Annotated in this window: 20 protein-coding genes, 3 tRNA genes and 1 rRNA gene; 20 read left to right on the top strand and 4 right to left on the bottom strand. The window is 59.7% G+C overall.

The annotated features are described in order from the left end of the window. Positions 1-35 precede the first annotated feature (35 nt). The 6 genes from IEW63_RS05405 (at position 36) to IEW63_RS05380 (ending at position 5,496) form a co-directional block, all read left to right on the top strand. Positions 36-500, top strand: coding sequence for an alpha/beta hydrolase (locus IEW63_RS05405; protein ID WP_188635598.1), 465 nt, complete (start codon positions 36-38; stop codon positions 498-500). Between the two features lie 51 nt (positions 501-551). Next, the gene (locus IEW63_RS05400) at positions 552-926 is read left to right on the top strand and encodes a hypothetical protein (protein ID WP_188635597.1); all 375 of its coding nucleotides are present in this window, start codon (positions 552-554) and stop codon (positions 924-926) included. Between the two features lie 2 nt (positions 927-928). Further along, positions 929-2,053 carry a beta-ketoacyl-ACP synthase III gene (locus IEW63_RS05395; protein WP_188635596.1) on the top strand — a complete coding sequence of 375 codons (1,125 nt, stop codon included), beginning with the start codon at positions 929-931 and terminating at the stop codon, positions 2,051-2,053. A gap of 231 nt (positions 2,054-2,284) precedes the next feature. After that, a complete protein-coding gene (locus IEW63_RS05390; RefSeq protein WP_188635595.1) occupies positions 2,285-3,364 on the top strand; it encodes a porin in 1,080 nt (359 codons plus the stop codon). Positions 3,365-3,548: 184 nt separating this feature from the next. Then, on the top strand, positions 3,549-4,250 hold the full coding sequence (locus tag IEW63_RS05385) for a DUF2057 family protein (protein WP_188635594.1): 702 nt from the start codon (positions 3,549-3,551) through the stop codon (positions 4,248-4,250). A gap of 103 nt (positions 4,251-4,353) precedes the next feature. Beyond that, positions 4,354-5,496 carry a GNAT family N-acetyltransferase gene (locus tag IEW63_RS05380; RefSeq protein WP_188635593.1) on the top strand — a complete coding sequence of 381 codons (1,143 nt, stop codon included), beginning with the start codon at positions 4,354-4,356 and terminating at the stop codon, positions 5,494-5,496. A 29-nt stretch (positions 5,497-5,525) separates the two neighbouring features. Here the strand turns inward: IEW63_RS05380 and IEW63_RS05375 are convergent, their stop codons facing one another. Both IEW63_RS05375 and IEW63_RS05370 read right to left on the bottom strand, forming a co-directional pair. After that, on the bottom strand, positions 5,526-6,089 hold the full coding sequence (locus IEW63_RS05375) for a peptidylprolyl isomerase (protein ID WP_188635592.1): 564 nt from the start codon (positions 6,087-6,089) through the stop codon (positions 5,526-5,528). 105 nt (positions 6,090-6,194) lie between these two features. Continuing rightward, positions 6,195-7,088 (bottom strand): LysR family transcriptional regulator, encoded by an 894-nt coding sequence (locus IEW63_RS05370; RefSeq protein WP_188635591.1) that lies wholly within the window; start codon positions 7,086-7,088, stop codon positions 6,195-6,197. Positions 7,089-7,143: 55 nt separating this feature from the next. Between IEW63_RS05370 and IEW63_RS05365 the strand changes: the two genes are divergently transcribed. Beyond that, complete coding sequence (locus tag IEW63_RS05365) at positions 7,144-7,467, top strand: 3-phosphoglycerate kinase (protein ID WP_188635590.1); 324 nt, start codon at positions 7,144-7,146, stop codon at positions 7,465-7,467. 39 nt (positions 7,468-7,506) lie between these two features. Here the strand turns inward: IEW63_RS05365 and IEW63_RS05360 are convergent. Next, positions 7,507-7,582: transfer RNA gene (locus IEW63_RS05360), tRNA-Asn, on the bottom strand. A 79-nt stretch (positions 7,583-7,661) separates the two neighbouring features. Then, positions 7,662-8,867: an amino acid aminotransferase gene (locus tag IEW63_RS05355; RefSeq protein ID WP_188635589.1), complete on the bottom strand. Its 1,206-nt coding sequence runs from the start codon at positions 8,865-8,867 to the stop codon at positions 7,662-7,664. A gap of 168 nt (positions 8,868-9,035) precedes the next feature. On the opposite strand from IEW63_RS05355, the gene uvrB reads away from it, so the two are divergent. The 13 genes from uvrB to IEW63_RS05290 all read left to right on the top strand — a co-directional run. Next, complete coding sequence (uvrB, locus tag IEW63_RS05350) at positions 9,036-11,051, top strand: excinuclease ABC subunit UvrB (RefSeq protein WP_188635588.1); 2,016 nt, start codon at positions 9,036-9,038, stop codon at positions 11,049-11,051. 100 nt (positions 11,052-11,151) lie between these two features. Further along, positions 11,152-11,228: transfer RNA gene (locus tag IEW63_RS05345), tRNA-Val, on the top strand. Positions 11,229-11,334: 106 nt separating this feature from the next. Continuing rightward, a complete protein-coding gene (thrS, locus tag IEW63_RS05340; protein WP_188635587.1) occupies positions 11,335-13,260 on the top strand; it encodes a threonine--tRNA ligase in 1,926 nt (641 codons plus the stop codon). Next, a complete protein-coding gene (gene infC, locus IEW63_RS05335; RefSeq protein ID WP_188636050.1) occupies positions 13,257-13,808 on the top strand; it encodes a translation initiation factor IF-3 in 552 nt (183 codons plus the stop codon). The genes thrS and infC overlap by 4 nt, the downstream gene beginning before the upstream one ends. Before the next feature lie 60 nt (positions 13,809-13,868). Then, on the top strand, positions 13,869-14,063 hold the full coding sequence (rpmI, locus tag IEW63_RS05330; protein WP_090536921.1) for a 50S ribosomal protein L35: 195 nt from the start codon (positions 13,869-13,871) through the stop codon (positions 14,061-14,063). 21 nt (positions 14,064-14,084) lie between these two features. Continuing rightward, the gene (rplT, locus tag IEW63_RS05325) at positions 14,085-14,441 is read left to right on the top strand and encodes a 50S ribosomal protein L20 (RefSeq protein ID WP_188635586.1); all 357 of its coding nucleotides are present in this window, start codon (positions 14,085-14,087) and stop codon (positions 14,439-14,441) included. Between the two features lie 102 nt (positions 14,442-14,543). Next, a complete protein-coding gene (gene pheS, locus IEW63_RS05320; protein ID WP_188635585.1) occupies positions 14,544-15,560 on the top strand; it encodes a phenylalanine--tRNA ligase subunit alpha in 1,017 nt (338 codons plus the stop codon). Positions 15,561-15,598: 38 nt separating this feature from the next. Further along, a complete protein-coding gene (gene pheT, locus IEW63_RS05315) occupies positions 15,599-17,980 on the top strand; it encodes a phenylalanine--tRNA ligase subunit beta (RefSeq protein ID WP_188635584.1) in 2,382 nt (793 codons plus the stop codon). A gap of 10 nt (positions 17,981-17,990) precedes the next feature. Beyond that, entirely contained in the window at positions 17,991-18,296 is a 306-nt protein-coding gene (gene ihfA, locus IEW63_RS05310; protein WP_188635583.1) for an integration host factor subunit alpha, read from the top strand. Then, a complete protein-coding gene (locus tag IEW63_RS05305) occupies positions 18,274-18,633 on the top strand; it encodes a MerR family transcriptional regulator (protein ID WP_188635582.1) in 360 nt (119 codons plus the stop codon). Before ihfA ends, IEW63_RS05305 begins: the two co-directional genes overlap by 23 nt. A gap of 82 nt (positions 18,634-18,715) precedes the next feature. Continuing rightward, positions 18,716-18,792 (top strand) — tRNA-Pro (locus IEW63_RS05300). A gap of 145 nt (positions 18,793-18,937) precedes the next feature. Then, the gene (gene xth, locus IEW63_RS05295) at positions 18,938-19,720 is read left to right on the top strand and encodes an exodeoxyribonuclease III (RefSeq protein WP_188635581.1); all 783 of its coding nucleotides are present in this window, start codon (positions 18,938-18,940) and stop codon (positions 19,718-19,720) included. Positions 19,721-20,147: 427 nt separating this feature from the next. Next, positions 20,148-20,211, top strand: a 16S ribosomal RNA gene (locus tag IEW63_RS05290); the annotation flags it as partial.

The raw sequence follows: 20,211 nt of genomic DNA, 5'->3' as shown, positions 1-20,211 counted from the left end.
GACTCCAGCCAGGACACTATCAACATGGACATGGCATGACCTCGCTGATCACGCCGGCCCCGGCTGGCTCCCAATTGCTGCTGCGCCGCTTCGGTGATGTCGGAACTCCGGTATTGCTGCTCCATGGGCTGGGGCAGACCGCACAGGTGTTCAACCCGACGCCGGACACCGGTCTGGCCCCCTGGTTGGCCGCGGCTGGCTACAGCGTTCATGTCGCCGATCTGCCGATGGCGGTGGAGGACGTCAGCCAGCACCGGCTGATAACCGAAGACCTTCCGGCGCTGTTTGATCAACTGACCCGTGCGCACCCGGGCGAGCGGTTTTTCATCATTTCACAGGGGTGGGGCGGCGTGCTGGCTGCCAGTGCGCTGCTGCGCGCTCCCGTCTGGCTGGACAAGGTTGCCGGCCTGGTCCAGATCGGTGTACGCCGGGTCTGCTCCCAGCGAAGCTGGCGGCGGCGTATATTGCTTGACCTGATGTGGGGCCGGATAGCGCCCTGACTAGGGCGGCGCCACGGCTCGCTGGCACTGCGCACGCTGGGGCTGGGTCAGGTGGATATATCCCGCCAGCTGCACGAGGAAGTGCGAATCTGGCAGAATGGCGGAAAATGGCGCGACCCACAGGATTGTTTCGATTATGCTGCAGCAGTGACTGATCTGAACTGGCCGGGCAGTCTCTACATCGCCGGCCGCGACGATCACTGCCTGGGGCATCCCGCCGATATCAGGCAATTCGCCCGCGAACTGGGTGTGCATGATGCGCAGCTCGTTGTGCTGCAGAAAGGGACTGGCAGCTCCCGAAGCTACGGCCATCTCGACCTGTTGACCCATCCGCAGGCAGCGGTGGACCATTATCCAGTGATTCTGTCCTGGATGGCTCGGCACGCAGCGCGTAATACAGAACAGAACGGATATGAAGAGGCTTGACCGTGCATAAAGTAGTAATCAGTGGCACAGGTTTGTACACCCCGCCGCACAGCATCAGCAATGACGAACTGGTCGCCAGTTTCAATGCCTGGGCAGAACGCTTCAACGCGGAGAACGCGCAGGCCATCGAGGCCGGTGAGATGGATGCGGCGCCGCTGTCCAGCAGCGAGTTCATCGAAAAGGCCTCCGGCATCAGGAGCCGTTTCGTCACCAACAAGAGCGGCATCCTCGATATCGATCGCATGGTGCCAAGCATACCCGAGCGCAGCAACGAGGAGTGGTCGATCCTCTGTGAGATGTCGGTGAAGGCGGCGGAGCAGGCGCTGCAGCGTGCAGGCCGCACGGCTGCCGACATTGATGGGGTGATCGTCGCCTGTTCCAACCTGCAGCGGGCCTACCCTGCGGTCGCCGTGGAAGTGCAGGCAGCGCTGGGCATCGAAGGCTTCGGTTTCGACATGAACGTGGCGTGCTCGTCGGCCACCTTCGGTATTCAGAATGCGGTGAACAGCATCGGCAGTGGGCAAGCCCGTGCCATTCTCATGGTCAACCCCGAGATCTGCACCGGCCACATGAACTTCCGTGACCGGGACAGCCACTTCATCTTCGGTGACGCCTGCACCGCAGTGGTCATGGAGCGAGCAGATCAGGCCCGTTCCGAGCATCAGTTCGAAGTGGTGGGCACCCGTTTGCTGACCCAGTTCTCAAACAACATCCGCAACAACTTCGGCTTCCTCAACCGGGCGGACGAGAGCGGGATCGGCAAGCCTGACAAGCTGTTCGTGCAGGAGGGGCGGAAGGTGTTCCGTGAGGTGTGCCCCATGGTGGCGGAGCTGATCTCGAATCAGCTGCAGGAGCTGGAGATACCGGTGGAGAACATCAGCCGCTTCTGGCTGCACCAGGCCAACCTGAACATGAACATGCTGATTGCCCGCAAGCTGCTGGGACGTGACCCGGATCTGCAGAAGGAAGCGCCGGTGGTACTGGATGAATACGCCAACACCAGCTCGGCGGGCTCGATCATCGCCTTCCACAAGTATCAGGATGATCTGGACGCCGGCGCCCTTGGCGTAATCTGCTCCTTCGGGGCGGGCTATTCGATCGGCAGTATCGTGGTGCGCAAACTCTGAGCTTGAACCTGCCCCGACAAATGTCGGGGCACTCCCTGATTTATCCCCGCAGACTCTCTTCATATCGATCGCAACTTCGGTAGTTCTTCCTATCCTCCTGAAGTTCCCCTGACTTCAAATCTTCATAATTCAGCAAGATCGCTGTAATGCCCGATTTCCATAATCACTCCGTCGAAACAAACGACGTCAGCTTTGCAGGATGACGTTTTATAAAACCCGAAGGAGTTTCTGATGAAGAAGAAGTTGATTGCGATTGTGGTTGGTGCTGCGGCTATTATGCCTGCGCTGGCGCAGGCTGATATAAGCATTTACGGTCGCGCTCATGTATCCACCGATTTCCTGGATGACGGTGACGATTATTCCGAAACCAACCTGTCCAGCAACTCCTCGCGCCTGGGCTTCAAGGGCTCGCACGACATCAACCCCGATCTCAAGGCGTTCTTCCAGATCGAGCAGGAAATCAACTTCGCCACGGGCAGTGGCGGATCTTCCGACTTTGCCACCCGCGACACCTTTGTCGGTCTGAGCGGCAGCAACTGGGGCGCCATCCAGATGGGGCGTTTCGACAGCCCCTTCAAGGTGGCCCGTGGTCCGGCAAACCTGTTCGGTGATCAGGTCGGTGACATGCGCAACCTGACCCGCATCGGGGACGCCCGGTTCGATGAGCGTTTTGACAACACTGTCCAGTACACCACACCGAGCCTGAACGGCTTCAACATGAAGCTGGCGTACTCGGTATACGAGGGCCAGGCTGCCGTTGAGGACGAAGACTCCGATGCGTTCAGCGTGTCGCTCAACTACTCCAACGGCCCGTTCACCGGCTCGCTGGCCTATGAAGCCGTCGAGGAAGACGTCAGCCGTGGCGAGCGCGATGGTATCCGCGCGGCGGCGGCCTACAATCTGACCGACGCATTCAAGCTGGTCGGCTTCTACCAGACCGTGGACTATGACGGCGTGGTTCTGGGCGACGCCGGCGTCATCGATCAGGCTGCCACCGATGCCAAGCGTGACGATCTGACCTCTGATACCTACGGCCTGGGTGGCGAGTACAAGCTCACCGATGCCACGGCGTTGAAGGCGATGTGGATGACGCTGGACAGCGACGGTGAGGATTACGATGCCGACATGTGGGTAATCGGTGTTGAGCACAAGCTGGACAAGGCCGTCCGCGTCTACGCCAACTACGCGATGGTGGACAACGACGATCGCCAGAATCTGCGCCCCTGGGCGCAGGGTCGCAGCGCCAACCCGGGTGCGGCCACAGGTGAAGAGGCAACCGGATTCTCTGTAGGTCTGCGTTACGACTTCTGAGTTGTCTGAGGGAATACAGGGAAGTGTCCGGCCGGGTTACTCCTTCGGGTGACCCGGCTTTTTTATATCCGGATTTCAGTTGTCATCTTGCTGCAATCATTTGTTCTTATTCTTCCCTCCAAGGTTGCAACCTTCCAGGTGTGCTTACCTCTTTATTGTTTTCCAACCCGCCCGAGGAGTTTTCATGCGTAGCCTGCTAGTTATTGCCCTGTCCTGTTTAATGGTCGCCTGCGCGCAGCAGTCCCATGTACAGCTCTATCCAGGCAATGCTCTGCCTGAACAGCAGATTCTTTCCGTTGTCGTCCCCAATGAACTTGAAGTCCAGAGTATCAATGGGCAGCGGGTAAGCGGCGCCAATGCCATGTTTGGTACCGATGACAAGACACTGCATCTGCAGCCGGGTGAATACCGCATCAATGCGTTCTACAAGAAGGGATTTGACATCGATGGTGGAATGAGCCACGAAGTGGTGCGTGGCCGTACCGGCGTGTTCACCATCGATGGCAAGGCCGGCGAACGCTGGAAGCTGGAGTTCGATCGCCCCCGGACCCTTGAACAGGCGAAGCGGCTGGAAACCGAGTTCCAGGCCTGGGCTGTCAATATCAGCACCGGAGAGCGCCACGCCGCGGTTGAAGGCCAGCGCAACACCTCGCTGGTGAGCAACCTGCTGGGCACCGGTCAGCCGGATGACAATCGCTCCACCGTCGCCCCCCTGGATGCCGCTTCCCCGGCAGCCGAGATGCAGCGTAGCGCAGCGCCGCAGCCGAGCTCGGTGGCTGCTGAAACGCTGCCGCATAACGATGCGACCCTGACCACACTCAAACAGCTGTGGCATCTGATGAGTCCTGAAAGCCGCGCGGCCTTCATGGATTGGGCTACCCAGTAACAGGTACTGTTCAGGCTGCTCCTTCAGCCCCGTCAGGGGGCTTTTTTCTGCCTGATGCTTTGTATGCGCAGCTGATGAGATACTCTCGTCCCTGGTAAGCCGGATGAAGAGGTACGTGCTGTTGTCGGAGCTTGAGACCATTGATCGAGTGTCGGAAATCGAGGCCGCTGAATGGGATGAGCTGGCCCCTGCCGGTTATCCCTTTCTGCGCCATGGCTTTCTTTCCGCGCTGGAGGACAGTGGCTCGGTGATGCCTGCAACCGGCTGGCAGGGGGCGCACCGTCTTCTGCGCAGCGGGGGACGGGCACAGGCGATCCTGCCGCTGTACCTCAAGCAGCACTCCTGGGGCGAATATGTGTTCGACTGGCAATGGGCAGAGGCATGGGAGCGGGCGGGGCACAGGTATTACCCCAAATATGTTGCGGCCATCCCATTCTCGCCAGTGCAGGGGCCGCGCCTGCTGGCGCGGGACGCTTCCGCCGCGCTGAAGGTACTTGGATCTCTGGAGGAAGCGCTGGCAGCGCAGGAGGTGTCCAGCCTGCATCTGCTGTTCAACGACGGCAGTGAGGATGCCTGGCTGAAAGACGGCGGCTGGCTGCAGCGGCTCGGCTGTCAGTTTCACTGGGTCAATCGTGATTATCGCAGCTTCGACGACTTTCTCGCCGCGTGCAATTCACGCAAGCGCAAGAACTTCCGCAAGGAACGCCAGGCCGTTGCCGGTCAGGGCATCGAATTCAGGTGGCTGGCAGGGCCGGAGATAGGGGCGGCGGATTGGCAGCGGTTCTATTCCTTCTACGCCGCGACCTACCTGAAGCGAGGCCGCCGGCCCTATCTGACGCCGGAGTTCTTCGTGCTGCTGGGCGAGCGCCTGCCGCACACCCCGCGCCTGGTGTTCGCACATCACCAGGGCCGGGACGTGGCCGGTGCGCTGTTCCTGGCGGGCAGTGACACCTTGTACGGACGCTACTGGGGCTGCCTGGAGGAGTATGACAACCTGCATTTCGAGACGTGTTTCTATCAGGGGATGGAGCGATGCATCGAGGAAGGGTTGCAACGCTTTGACGCCGGCGCCCAGGGTGAACACAAGCTGCTGCGCGGTTTCGAGCCGGTGCTGACCCAATCCTGGCACAGGTTGCAGCCGGGGTTGCACGAGGCGGTGGCGGACTTTCTGACCCAGGAGCGGGCAGGCATACGGGCTTATGCCCGGGACGCGCTGAGTTATCTGCCTTATCGCAGGGCGGAGTGAACCGCCCTGCGCCGATCCGGAAGGGGGGGCTACTCGCCGCTGTCGACCCGCTTCGCACTGTTGATGATGACCGGGTTGACCGGCACGTCGCTGTGACCTGCCTGGCGACCGGTGGGCAGCTTGGCGATGGTTTCCACCACGTGTTCCCCGCTTACCACCTTGCCGAACACGGCATAGCCGAAATCCCGGCTGCCATGGTTGAGGAAATCGTTGTTGGCCAGGTTGATGAAGAACTGGCTGGTGGCACTGTCACGCACCTGGGTGCGCGCCATGGCAACCGTGTAGCGGTCGTTGTTCAGGCCGTTGTCCGCTTCGTTCCTGATCGGCTTGCCCACAGCGCGCTGGCGCATGTCGGGAGTGAAGCCGCCGCCCTGGATCATGAAGCCGGGGATCACGCGGTGGAAGATCAGCCCGTCATAATGGCCCGCGTCGGTATAGCGCAGGAAGTTGTCCACGCTGATGGGCGCAGCCTCCTGATTCAGTTCGATTTCGATATCACCATGGCTGGTGCTCAGCAGTACGCGGGGATTATCTGCCAGCGCGGAGCCGGCAAGCAGGGCCAGGGCACAGGTTCCGATCAGTTTCTTCAGCATTCAGGGCTCCAGTAGGTCAGCGCCCATATCGGATGTGATACGGGCCGGCGTGTGGCAGGGAGTGTAAGCACTCGCGCGGCGTGACTCAACGTCTTCACCCTCTGTTCACCCGTCATCATGGGAGTGCTGGATGATCAGCTCGGCAAGTATCCGGGCGGCGGGCCCCGGCGTCCTGTCCTTGTTGGAATAAAGATACATGTTGGCTGCACGGTGCTGCCCCTGCTGCAGGGGCAATATTGCCAGCTTGCCCTGTTCCAGCTGTTCGACAATTTCGTGCCGGGGCAGCCAGGCGAAACCCAGCCCCTGGCAGATCAGCTTCCGCGAGGTGCTCATGTTGGTTACCGTCCAGCGTTGCTCTGCGCCAAGCCAGCCCTCGTTGCGCGGCTGGTGACTGCCGGAGTCGCGGATCACGACCTGCAGGTGGGTCTCCAGATCGTTGTGCGTGAGGGTGCGGTTCAACCGGTGCAGCGGGTGGTCCGGGTGGGCAACCGCAACAAACTCCACGGCCTTGAGCTGCTGGGGCAGGTATCCCTGGATGTTAATGCCGGAGATGGCGAGGTCCGCGGTGCCATTCTTGAGGAGCTCTTCAACGCCCGACAGGACTTCTTCGCGCAGCTGCACCCGGCAGCCCTTGCTCTGGGGCATGAAGGCCTCCAGTGCGCGGGCCAGTCGCTCGGTAGGGTAGGCCGCTTCGACCACCAGCTGGACTTCGGCTTCCCAGCCCTGGTCCATGTTCCAGGCCAGCTCCTCAAGCTGCCGGGCTTCCTTGAGCAGGTGACGCGAGCGGCGCAGCAGCACCGAGCCGGCCTCGGTCAGCTCGGCCTTGCGACCGACGATCTCCAGCAACGGTACGCCGAGCTGTTCCTGCATGCGCGCCACGGTATAGCTTACAGAGGACTGGGAGCGATGCAGGGCTTCTGCGGCCTGGGCATAGCCGCCATGGTCGACGACGGCCTGCAGGGTCCGCCATTGTTCCAGGGTGACGCGGGGTGCTTTCATCAGAGCGTTCTCTGGCCTATCGTAGATATCGTTGACTTGATAAGGGTAGACGCCAATGTATCAACTTTTCGCGATCATCGGGTTGGGGCTCGCGCTGCCGGTGTCTGCCGCCAACTATACTTTCCCGGTCGACGTGGAGGTGCTCCCGCAGGGCACGGAGGTGTCGGTGCAGACCACGGACCTGGCCAACATGGCGGCGGTGATGTTGACGAGCCGCGAGCCGAGGCCGCTGGCGTGTCAGGTCGCTTTCGTGAACGGGCCGGAGCGGCCGGTACCCAGGCGGGTACTGCTGCAGCCGGGTGAAGAGGCGACGCTGACGCAGTTTTTCCGTCGACACATCAACCGAATACGCGTCACGGTTGATTGCGCCGTTGAATAACAGGCACAAAAAACCCGGCTCATGCCGGGCTTTGATGTCTGGCTCCGCGACCAGGACTCGAACCTGGGACCCAATGATTAACAGTCATTTGCTCTACCGACTGAGCTATCGCGGAAAGGATGTGCGCACTCTACCAAAAATACTTTTCAAGTCAACACCTTGAAGCGCTTTCCGGTAAATGGCGCAACCTGCGCTCAGGCCTCCAGCATGACTCTGGCGATGGCATCGGCAACCGTGTCGATATTGCGGTTGTTCAGTGCAGCCACACAGATGCGGCCACTGCCCACCGCGTAGATGGCAAACTCCTGTGCCAGCCGGTCGACCTGCTCACGGCTCAGGCCGGAGTAGGAGAACATGCCCCGCTGTTTTTCGATGAAGCTGACATCCTGTTCCACCCCTGCGGCGCGCAGACGGTTCGCCAGGGCCTTGCGCATCTGCTTGATGCGAATGCGCATTTCCGCCAGTTCCTGCTCCCACATGGCATACAGCTCGGGGTTGTTGAGCACCGCGGCCACTACCTTGGCGCCGTGGGTGGGCGGGTTGGAATAGTTGGTGCGGATAACACGCTTGAGCTGGGAAAGCACTCGCTCGCCTTCTTCGGCGGTGCCGGTCACCAGCGTCAGCGCACCGACCCGTTCGCCGTACAGCGAGAAGGACTTGGAGAATGAGCTGGAGATGACGAAGGACAGATCGGCCTCGGCAAACAGCCGTACGGCAGCGGCGTCGTCTTCCAGGTTGTCGCCGAAACCCTGGTAGGCGATGTCCAGGAAGGGGACATGATTGCGCTTGCGTACGACCTCGATGACCTGCTTCCACTGTTCGATGCTCAGGTCGACCCCGGTGGGGTTGTGGCAGCACGCGTGCAGCACCACGACACTGCCCTCGGGGAGCGCTTCGATGCCCTGCAGCATCCCCTGCAGATTCAGGCCGTGGGTTGCCGGATCGTAGTACGGGTAGGTGACCACTTCATAACCGGCTGTCTCGAACAGCGAGCGGTGGTTCTCCCAGCTCGGGTCGCTGATGGCGACCAGGCGCTTGCCGGCCAGTCGATAGAGAAAGTCTGCGCCCAGCTTGAGTGCACCGGTACCGCCGATGGATTGTGCGGTGACCAGACGACCGGAGCTGAGCAGCGGGGAGTCGGCGCCCAGCAGCAGCTTCTGAACCGCCTGGTCGTAGGGAGCCAGGCCTTCCATCGGCAGGTAGGTGCGCGGGGCGTGCTCGGCAACGCGTGCTTCTTCGGCGGCCTGGACGGCCCGCAGCAGGGGAACCTTGCCGTTCTCGTCGTAGTAGACGCCTACGCCCAGGTTGACTTTCTCTGCACGGGGATCGGCATTGAAGGCTTCGTTCAGGCCAAGGATGGGATCGCGTGGCGCCATTTCAACGGGGGAAAACAGACTCATGATATGGGCAGACTCGAAACAGGTGAATTGATGTGATCGGGCTGTGCCGCGGGCGGCCGGACATTATAAACAGAGACTCGGGCAGGGTGCGAGCCCGCCTGAGCTGCGTCGGGCACGCCGGGCAGTGCTATGATTGTGGCTGTTGTCCTTTCGTGGTGCCTTCCTGTCATGAACCGATTCAAGCTGCAAACCCGATTCAAACCCGCCGGTGACCAGCCGGTAGCCATAGCGCAGCTGGTGGAGGGGCTGGAAGCGGGCCTCTCGCACCAGACGCTGCTCGGGGTCACCGGGTCAGGGAAGACCTTCACCATTGCCAATGTCATCCAGCAGGTCCAGCGGCCCACCATCGTAATGGCGCCGAACAAGACCCTGGCCGCCCAGCTTTATGGCGAGTTTCGCGAGTTCTTTCCAAACAACGCAGTGGAGTATTTCGTCTCCTACTACGATTACTACCAGCCCGAAGCCTATGTGCCGGCGTCTGATACCTTTATCGAGAAGGACGCCTCGATAAACGACCATATCGAACAGATGCGGCTCTCGGCAACCAAGGCGCTGATGGAGCGCCCGGACGCGATCATCGTTGCGACGGTATCGGCCATTTACGGCCTGGGTGACCCCGAGTCCTATCTGAAAATGGTGCTGCATGTGGATCGCGGCGATCAGCTCGATCAGCGCGCCCTGCTGCGGCGTCTGGCGGAGCTGCAATACACGCGCAATGACATGGAGCTGGCGCGGGCCACCTACCGGGTGCGGGGCGACGTGATAGATGTCTACCCCGCGGAATCGGATCTGGAAGCGATTCGCATCGAGCTCTTTGATGACGAGGTCGACAGCATCAGTTTCTTCGACCCGTTGACAGGTGAGGTGTTGCGCAAGGTTCCGCGTGTAACTATCTATCCCAAATCACATTATGTGACGCCACGGCAGACCCTGCTGGACGCGGTTGAGCAGATAAAGGAGGAGCTCAAGGAGCGTCTGGAAGTTCTGCAGAGCCAGAACAAGCTGGTTGAGGCGCAGCGGCTGGAGCAGCGCACCCGCTTCGATATGGAAATGATCATGGAGCTGGGTTACTGCAACGGTATCGAAAACTACTCCCGTTACCTTTCCGGCAGGCCGGTCGGTCTGCCGCCGCCGACCCTGTTCGACTATCTGCCGGACAACGCGTTGCTGGTGATCGATGAATCCCACGTCTCCGTGCCCCAGGTCGGCGCGATGTACAAGGGGGACCGCTCGCGCAAGGAGACCCTGGTGGAGTACGGTTTCAGGCTGCCGTCCGCGCTGGATAACCGCCCGATGCGCTTTGGCGAGTGGGAGGCCATCTCGCCGCAGACGATCTTTGTGTCTGCGACCCCCGGCCCCTACGAGGAGAGCCATGCCGGGCGGGTGGTAGAGCAGGTAGTGCGGCCCACCGGCCTGGTCGACCCGCAGATCGAGGTGCGCCCGGCGCTGACCCAGGTGGATGACCTGCTGTCGGAAATCGGCCTGCGTACCGCCAAGAGCGAGCGGGTGCTGGTGACGACCCTGACCAAGCGGATGGCGGAAGATCTCACTGACTATCTTGCCGATCACGGAGTAAAGGTGCGCTACCTGCACTCCGACATCGATACCGTCGAGCGGGTCGAGATCATCCGGGATCTGCGGATGGGGGTATTCGATGTGCTTGTTGGCATTAACTTATTGCGCGAAGGTCTTGATATGCCAGAGGTTTCTCTGGTGGCGATTCTGGATGCGGACAAGGAGGGCTTCCTCCGGTCCGAGCGCTCGCTGATCCAGACCATTGGTCGTGCTGCGCGGAACCTGAACGGCAAGGCCATCCTGTATGCCGATCAGATGACCGGCTCGATGGAGCGGGCAATAGGCGAGACCGAACGCCGGCGCGCCAAGCAGATCGCGTTCAACGAGGAGCATGGCATCACTCCCAAGGGCGTGGTCAAGAGCGTGCAGGACATCATGGAAGGTGCCGTGGTGCCCGGCAGCCGGTCGAACAAGCGGCGCCAGGCCAAAGCTGCCGAGGAGTCGGGTGAGTACAAGGTGGAGAAGCTGCGGTCGCCGTCGGAGATCACCAAACGCATTCGTCAGCTCGAGGAAAAGATGTTCCAGCATGCCCGGGATCTGGAGTTCGAGGCGGCGACACAGATGCGCGACGATATCCAGAAGTTGCGGCAGCAACTGGTCAATCTGTAAACGGCAGGGCTCGCGTCCTGTCCCTGTGGGTTTTTGCTGTTATTCAGTGACTTAGGGGTTGACGAGGGGTGGGGCGGTGCGTATAGTTCGCCTCCATCGCAGGCACGTAGCTCAGTTGGTTAGAGCACCACCTTGACATGGTGGGGGTCGGTGGTTCGAATCCACTCGTGCCTACCAATTAAAAATGCCCGACCACCTGTGTGGTCGGGCATTTTCATTTCTGCATTCATCTATATCCATCACGTGGCCTTGCGTAGCGGTCACCACTGACAAGGAGCGGCACATGCCAGTAATCACTCTCCCCGACGGCAGTCAGCGCACATTCGATAAACCGGTAACCGTGGCCGAAGTGGCCCAGTCCATTGGTGCCGGCCTGGCCAAGGCGACTGTGGCCGGCAAGGTCGATGGTCGGCTGGTTGACGCCTGCGATCTGATCGAACATGACGCTGCTCTGCAGATCATCACGCCGAAGGACGAGGAAGGGCTGGAGATCATCCGTCACTCCTGCGCACACCTGGTGGGTCACGCCGTCAAGCAATTGTATCCGACTGCCAAGATGGTGATCGGTCCGGTCATTGACGAGGGCTTCTATTACGACATCGCCTACGAACGCAGCTTCACGCCGGAAGACATGGCGGCGATCGAGAAGCGCATGCGTGAACTGATCAATACCGAGTACGACGTCATCAAGAAAATGACGCCGCGCGAAGAAGTGATCAAGGTGTTCTCCGAGCGGGGCGAGGATTACAAGTTGCGCCTGGTCGAGGACATGCCCGAAGAAAAAGCGATGGGCCTGTACTACCACGAAGAATACGTCGACATGTGTCGCGGCCCGCACGTGCCCAATACCCGGTTCCTCAAGGCGTTTCAGCTGACCCGGATTTCAGGTGCCTACTGGCGTGGCGATGCGAAGAACGAGCAGCTGCAGCGCATCTACGGCACAGCCTGGGCTGACAAGAAGCAGCTGGCGGCCTATATAAAGCGCATCGAAGAAGCGGAGAAGCGTGATCACCGCAAGATCGGCAAGCGGCTGAATCTGTTCCATACCCAGGAAGAGGCGCCGGGCATGGTGTTCTGGCACCCCAACGGCTGGACCGTCTATCAGGTGCTCGAGCAGTACATGCGCAAGGTGCAGCAGGACAGCGGCTACAAGGAAATCCGCACTCCCCAGGTGGTTGATCGCGTGCTGTGGGAGCGCTCCGGTCACTGGGAGCACTACTCGGCGAACATGTTCACTACCGAGTCGGAGAGCCGCGACTATGCGGTGAAGCCGATGAACTGCCCGTGTCATATCCAGGTCTTCAATCAGGGCCTGAAGAGCTATCGGGAGCTGCCGCTGCGTCTGGCCGAATTCGGCTCCTGTCACCGTAACGAGCCGTCCGGTTCTCTGCACGGCCTGATGCGCGTGCGCGGCTTTACTCAGGATGATGCCCACATCTTCTGTACCGACGAGCAGGTGAAATCCGAGGCGGCTGACTTCATTGCGCTGACCCTGCAGGTGTACCGCGATTTCGGTTTCGACGATGTGGAGCTGAAGCTGTCCACTCGTCCTGAAGACCGGATGGGCGATGATGCCGACTGGGATCAGGCAGAACGGGGTCTGGAAGAGGCGCTGAACGAAGCTGGTCTGAAATGGGAGTTGCAGCCGGGCGAGGGTGCCTTCTACGGGCCGAAGATCGAATTCTCCCTGCGCGACTGCCTCGGTCGGGTCTGGCAGTGTGGCACGCTGCAGCTGGACTTCATGCTGCCGGGTCGACTCGGCGCCCAGTACGTGGCGGAGGATGGCGCCCGCAAGACGCCGGTCATGCTGCACCGTGCAATCCTGGGTTCCTTCGAACGCTTCATCGGCATCCTGATCGAGCATTACGCCGGCGATTTTCCGGCCTGGCTGGCACCGACGCAGGTGGCAGTCCTGAATATCACCGATAGCCAGGCAGAATTTACCCGCGAAGTCGAGAAATCTCTCAACGAAATGGGTTATCGAGCTGTTGCGGACTTGAGAAACGAGAAGATCGGCTTTAAAATCCGCGAGCACACTTTACATAAAACTCCCTATCTGCTGGTAATCGGCGACCGGGAAGTTGAATCGCACACTGTGGCCGTGCGCACGCGGGAGGGTAAAGATCTGGGTACGATGACCATTGCCGAGTTCTCCGAGTTTCTTGCCCGCGCCGTTGCACAACGAGGCCGCCCGAATTCGGAGCAATAAAGATTAAACGCGAGATGAGACAAGACAAAAGAGCCGCACAACGCCCGCCGATCAACGAAAACATCACGGCGCGCGAAGTGCGCCTGATCGGCCCCGAAGGTGAACAGATCGGTATCGTGTCCATTCAGGAAGCATTGGCCGCCGCAGAGGAGGCCAAGCTCGACCTGGTTGAAATCTCCCCCGACGCAGAACCGCCTGTCTGCCGTGTCATGGACTACGGCAAGCACATCTTCGAGAAGAAGAAGCAGCAGGCCGCCGCGCGGAAGAATCAGAAGCAGATTCAGATCAAGGAAATCAAGTTTCGTCCAGGGACGGAAGAAGGGGACTATAAGGTCAAGCTTCGTAACCTTATCAAGTTCCTCAACGAGGGTGACAAGGCCAAGGTATCCCTGCGGTTCCGCGGCCGGGAGATGGCCCATCAGGAGCTGGGCATGGAGCTGTTGAAGCGGGTCGAAGCTGACCTTGCCGAATACGGCACCGTTGAACAGCGCCCGAAAATGGAAGGTCGTCAGCTGATGATGGTCCTAGCACCCAAGAAGAAAAAGTAATCTCCAGGGCAACGCCAGGCCTTGTGATTATCTTATCCACTCTATTTGGAGTACCCGAACATGGCAAAGATGAAAACCAAGAGCGGTGCCGCCAAGCGCTTTAAAGTGACTGGCAGTGGCATCAAGCACAAGCATGCTTTCAAGAGCCACATCCTGACCAAGATGACCACCAAGCGTAAGCGCCAACTGCGCGGTACCTCTCAGCTCAATGCTGCAGATGTCCAGAAAGTTGAACGCATGCTGCGTCTCCGTTAATCAAGGTTGAGGATCTGAAGAATGGCTCGTGTTAAGCGTGGTGTGATGGCGCGCAAGCGTCACAAGAAAATTCTGAAACTCGCCAAAGGTTACTACGGTGCGCGCTCGCGTGTATTCCGGGTTGCCAAGCAGGCGGTCATCAAGGCAGGTCAGTATGCCTATCGTGACCGCAAGCAGCGCAAGCGTCAGTTCCGTGCTCTGTGGATCGCCCGTATCAATGCTGGTGCTCGTGTCAACGGTCTGTCCTACAGCCGTCTGATCGCTGGCCTGAAAAAGGCATCCATCGAAATCGACCGTAAGGTTCTGGCTGATCTGGCCGTGAACGAAAAAGCGGCGTTTGCTGCGATTGTCGAAAAAGCAAAGGCTAGCCTGGCTTAAGCCCTCGTTACGACAATCACCGGCGCTTGCGCCGGTTGGCAACGTCATTAATAGGGGAAGAGCCTTGTCGCTCTTCCCCTATTTTTGTTTCTGGAGTGTTAAATGGAAAACCTGGACACGCTGGTCTCCCAGGCCCTGGAGGCCATACAGCAGGCGGTTGATGTCAATGCGCTGGAGCAGCTTCGCGTCCAGTATCTTGGCAAGAAGGGCGAGCTTACCCAGGTGATGAAGACCCTGGGCAATATTCCTGCCGAAGAGCGGCCGCGAGTCGGCGCCATGGTCAATGAAGCCAAAGAGCGCGTGCAGACCGTGCTGAACGCGCGCAGGACCGAGATGGAAACCCAGGCCATGAACGCCAGGCTGGCGGCCGAGCGGGTCGATGTCACCCTGCCTGGGCGTGGCCAGACCAGCGGGGGGCTGCACCCGGTCACCCGCACCATGGAGCGGATCGAAGAATTCTTTTCCCGCGTCGGCTATGCCGTGGCGGAAGGCCCCGAGGTCGAGGATGACTATCACAACTTCGAGGCGCTCAATATTCCGGGGCATCATCCCGCCCGGGCAATGCACGATACCTTCTATTTCAACGCCAACACCCTGCTGCGTACCCATACCTCACCGGTTCAGGTGCGCACGATGGAAAGTCAGAAGCCGCCGATCCGCATCGTCTGCCCTGGCCGCGTCTACCGCTGCGACTCGGATCTGACCCATTCGCCGATGTTCCATCAGGTTGAAGGCCTGCTGGTTGATCGGGAGGTGAGTTTCGCCGATCTGCGCGGCACCATTGCCGAGTTTCTGCAGGTGTTCTTCGAGAAGGATCTGAAGGTGCGCTTCCGCCCCTCATTCTTCCCCTTTACCGAGCCCTCCGCCGAAGTGGATATCCAGTGCGTGATGTGCAACGGCTCCGGTTGCCGGGTGTGCAAGCAGACCGGCTGGCTGGAGGTGATGGGGTGCGGCATGGTGCATCCAAACGTTTTCCGCTCTTCGGGCATCGACCCGGAGCAGTATCAGGGCTTTGCCTTCGGTATGGGCGTCGAGCGCCTGGCCATGTTGCGCTACGGCGTCAACGACCTGCGTCTGTTCTTCGATAACGACCTGCGCTTCCTTGCGCAGTTTCGCTGAGCGCCGCAATCGCGTCCCTTTGATAGCAGGAAGAGAAGATGAAATTCAGTGAACAGTGGCTGCGTAGCTGGGTAAACCCCGAGGTCACCCGGGACGAGCTGGTGGCGCGTCTGTCCATGACCGGGCTGGAGGTGGACAGCGTTGTCCCTGCAGCAGGTGAGTTCAGCGGGGTGATCGTCGGCGAAATCGTTTCCGCAGAGCAGCATCCGGACGCCGACAAACTGCGTGTATGTCGGGTCACCAATGGTCTGGAGGAGTTCCAGGTGGTCTGTGGTGCGCCCAATGCGCGCGTCGGCATCAAGGTCCCCTTTGCCATGGTCGGCGCCGTGCTTGGTGAGAACTTCAAGATAAAGAAGGCCAAGCTGCGCGGCGTGGAGTCATTCGGCATGCTGTGTTCCGCTTCCGAGCTGCAGCTTTCAGATGATCATGACGGCCTTTTCGAGCTGCCGGCCGAGGCGCCGGTGGGACAGTGCCTGCGAAAATACCTCGGGCTGGATGACGCCATCATCGAGGTCGACCTCACTCCCAACCGCGGTGATTGCCTGTCGATCGCCGGCCTGGCGCGGGAGGTGGGCGCCAATTACGGCGTCCCGGTAACCCGTCCGGCCATTGAAGCGGTCGCTCCCACCCATGACGAGACCCGCCCGGTAGAGCTGATGGCTCCCGCAGCGTGCTCGCGTTATCTCGGTCGTGTGGTCCGCAATGTCGACCTTTCCCGTCCGACCCCTTTGTGGATGGTCGAGCGTCTGCGCCGCAGCGATGTGCGCAGTATCGATCCTGTGGTGGATATCACCAACTACGTGATGCTTGAGCTGGGGCAGCCGCTGCACGCGTTCGATCTGGCGCAGGTGCGCGGTGGTATCCGGGTGCGCATGGCTGAGGAGGGGGAGAAACTGACCCTGCTCGACGGTCAGGACATCACTCTGCGCAGCGATACTCTGGTCATCGCCGATCACGAACGCCCGCTGGCGATGGCAGGTGTCATGGGTGGCGAGCACAGCGGCATCAGCGAGGGCACCCGGGATCTGTTCCTGGAAAGCGCATTCTTCGACCATATTGCCATTGCGGGCAAGGCGCGTAATTACGGTCTGCATACCGATGCGTCTCATCGTTATGAGCGTGGTGTGGACTGGCAACTGCAGCGCGAAGCGATGGAGCGGCTGACTGCCCTGATTCTGGAAGTGGTAGGCGGAGAGCCCGGCCCCATTGTCGAGGCGCTGGACGGGCAGCATCTGCCTAAACCGGTCACGATCCGCCTGCGCAATGATCGCGTAACCCAGATGCTGGGCCTGACTATTCCCGCGGCGGAGGTAGAGGGTTATCTTCGCGGGCTTGAGCTGTCCGTTGAGGCCGTAGGCGAGGGCGAATGGCAGGTGTCCGTCCCCAGTCATCGCTTTGATATCAGTCTGGAAATCGACCTGATCGAGGAGCTGGCACGGTTGTATGGTTACAACCGTCTGCCGGTCAGCGCACCCCGGGCTTCCCTGAGCCTGACCGCCAAGCCGGAAACACGCGGCGAGCTGCCGGTGCTGCGTCGTCTGATGGTTGCGCGCGGTTATCAGGAAGCGATCACCTACAGCTTCATCGAGGCCGGCCTCAATAAACTGTTCGATCCGCAGGCGGAGCCGCTGGCGCTTGCCAACCCCATCTCCAGTGATATGGCAGTGATGCGCACCTCGCTGTGGCCTGGTCTGTGCAAGGCGGTACAGCACAACCAGAACCGCCAGCAGGCCAGGGTGCGGCTGTTTGAAAGTGGTCTGCGCTTCGTGCCGCTGGCCGGAGGCGAACTGCAGCAGCAACCGATGCTGTCTGGCATTGCCACTGGCACACGGCTACCGGAAGGCTGGGCCAATGGCTCCGACAAGCTCGACTTTCATGATGTGAAGGGGGATGTGGAGGCGTTGCTGGGGCAGGGGGGCGCACTGGATGATTTCCGCTTCGAGCCCGCAGAGCATCCGGCTCTGCATCCAGGGCAGTGCGCGCGGATCCTGCGCGATGGCGAGCTGGTGGGTTGGCTGGGCGCATTGCATCCGCAGATCGTGGACAGGCTGGATCTGCACGGTCCGGTCTTTGTCTTCGAGCTGGCCCTGGAAGGCATGGTTGCAGGGCGTCTGCCGCGGTTCTCCGAACTCTCCAGGTTCCCTGAGGTCCGACGGGACATCGCTGTGCTGGTGGACCAGTCCGTGGCGGCCGGCGATCTGCTGGAGGATATCCGCGAGCAGGCCGGTCCGGTGTTGAAGAACCTGAGGCTCTTTGACGTCTATCAGGGCAAAGGTATTGATCCTGAAAGCAAAAGCCTGGCGATCGGCTTGACCTTGCAACATTCCTCGCGCACTCTTAATGACGATGAAGTGAACACGCTCATGGAACGAGTAGTGGGTTCACTTGAGCAGAGGTTCAAAGCCACGTTGAGAAGATAGGAAAGTGCATATGGGGGCTCTGACAAAAGCAGAAATGGCGGAACATCTCTACGAGGAGCTGGGCTTCAACAAGCGAGAAGCCAAAGAGCTGGTAGAACTGTTTTTTGAAGAGATCCGCAATGCGCTGGAAAACAACGAGCAGGTCAAGTTGTCCGGATTCGGCAACTTCGACCTGCGGGACAAGCGCGAAAGGCCCGGGCGAAACCCCAAGACCGGTGAGGAGATTCCCATCACGGCCCGGCGGGTAGTCACCTTCCGACCGGGTCAGAAGCTCAAGGCCAGAGTAGAAGAGTATGCTGGAACCCAGCCACAATAACGAACTGCCCGCCATCCCAGGCAAGCGCTACTTCACCATTGGTGAAGTAAGCGAGCTATGTGCTGTCAAACCACACGTGCTTCGCTATTGGGAGCAGGAGTTTCCGCAGCTCTCACCGGTGAAACGCCGTGGTAACCGCCGCTATTATCAGCGCCAGGATGTCCTGTTGATTCGCCAGATCCGCTCTCTGCTTTATGATCAGGGGTTCACCATCGGTGGAGCCAGGCAGCGGCTGACGGGTGAGGAAGCGAAAGAGGACAACAGCCAGTACAAGCAGCTGATTCGCCAGACCATCGCCGAGCTGGAGGAGGTCTTGCAGGTGCTTAAAGCGAATTGAGCACAAAGGCGAAAAAAACCTTTCGCATTTCAGTTAGTTAATGTATAGTTCGTCCCGCTTTGGCAGGAACGCAAAGCACAGTCGGGGCGTAGCGCAGCCTGGTAGCGCACTTGCATGGGGTGCAAGGGGTCGAGTGTTCGAATCACTCCGTCCCGACCAAATACAGAAACCCAAGTCAGCTGACTTGGGTTTTTTTATGCCTGCGACTTCACGCCATGCGCAGTGCGTCCGGTATCGCCTTGTTGGAACTCCCTGGTGGTTGCAAGGCTCCCATTCCTTGAGTGCTGGTTTTCGAGGAAGTCGCATGGGCAGCTTCAAGGTCGCTACGTTCAACATCAATGGTATTCGATCTCGCTTGCCAGCATTGCTCGAATGGCTGGGGCGAGAGCGACCCGATGTCGTTTGTCTTCAGGAGCTGAAGGCGCCCGATGATGTATTTCCTGTTGATGCAATCAGCAAGGCGGGATACGGTGCCGTATGGCACGGTCAGAAGGCCTGGAACGGCGTGGCAATCCTGGCCCGAGGTGAAGCCCCCCTGCTGAGCCGAAAGGGGCTCCCGGATGATCCGGATCCATCTCAGAGTCGCTATATAGAAGCGGTTATAAGCGGAGTGGTGATCGGTTGCATCTATTTGCCCAACGGGAACCCCCAGCCTGGTCCCAAGTTCGACTACAAGCTTGCCTGGTTCCAACGCCTGACAGAGCACGCTGATGACTTGTTGAAAGCGAAGCATCCGGTAATCCTGGCGGGCGATTACAACGTGGTGCCTACCGATGCAGATATCTATAACCCACGCTCATGGAGGAAGGACGCGCTTCTTCAGCCTGAAACGCGGAAGCACTATCGGCGACTGCTGGAAAGCGGATGGGTCGACTCTTTGGGCAGCCTGTTTCCTGACCAGCCGGTTTATACATTCTGGGACTATTTTCGCCAGCACTGGCAGCGGGATGCCGGATTGCGCATAGACCATCTGTTGCTGAGTCCGTCGCTTTCTGAGCGACTCCAGGATGGTGGAGTCGACAGGTGGGTGCGGGCTCAGGCAAAGGCGAGCGATCACGCTCCTGCCTGGATATCCTTGAGTGTCTGACCGCCCCTTGACAGGGTAGGTCATCGGCGTAGAATGCGCAGTTCACGGTCGCGAAAGGGCAGTAGGACTTTCGGGCAGTGAAAAGGATGTGAGGAAGGCGTTGACAAGGTGTTTCAACCCTGTAGAATGCGCCTCCCTGGCCCGGCAAGCGAACAGCTTGTCAGGTCGATGTATCAGGCAGTGCAGCGCTGAAAAGCCTCACAAAAAATGCTTGACACATCAGAAGGTTAGCGTAGAATGCGCGGCCTTGGTTGAGCGGAAACGCAGACCGAATCGCTCTTTAACAAACTGGAATCAAGTAATTCGTGTGGGTGCTTGTAAGCAGTTGAGATGATCGCAAGATTATCAGCCTACAAGTAGCTCGTGAATTCATGAGTTTAAGTAAGTTGAGCCAAGTTTAGGGTTTTCTCAAAACCCATCAGTATTTTAACTGAAGAGTTTGATCATGGCTCAGATTGAACGCTGGCGGCAGGCCTAACACATGCAAGTCG

The sequence above is a fragment of the Halopseudomonas pertucinogena genome (assembly GCF_014646575.1).
GTDB classification, from domain to species: Bacteria; Pseudomonadota; Gammaproteobacteria; order Pseudomonadales; family Pseudomonadaceae; genus Halopseudomonas; species Halopseudomonas pertucinogena.
This window is presented reverse-complemented; position numbering and strand designations above follow the sequence as displayed.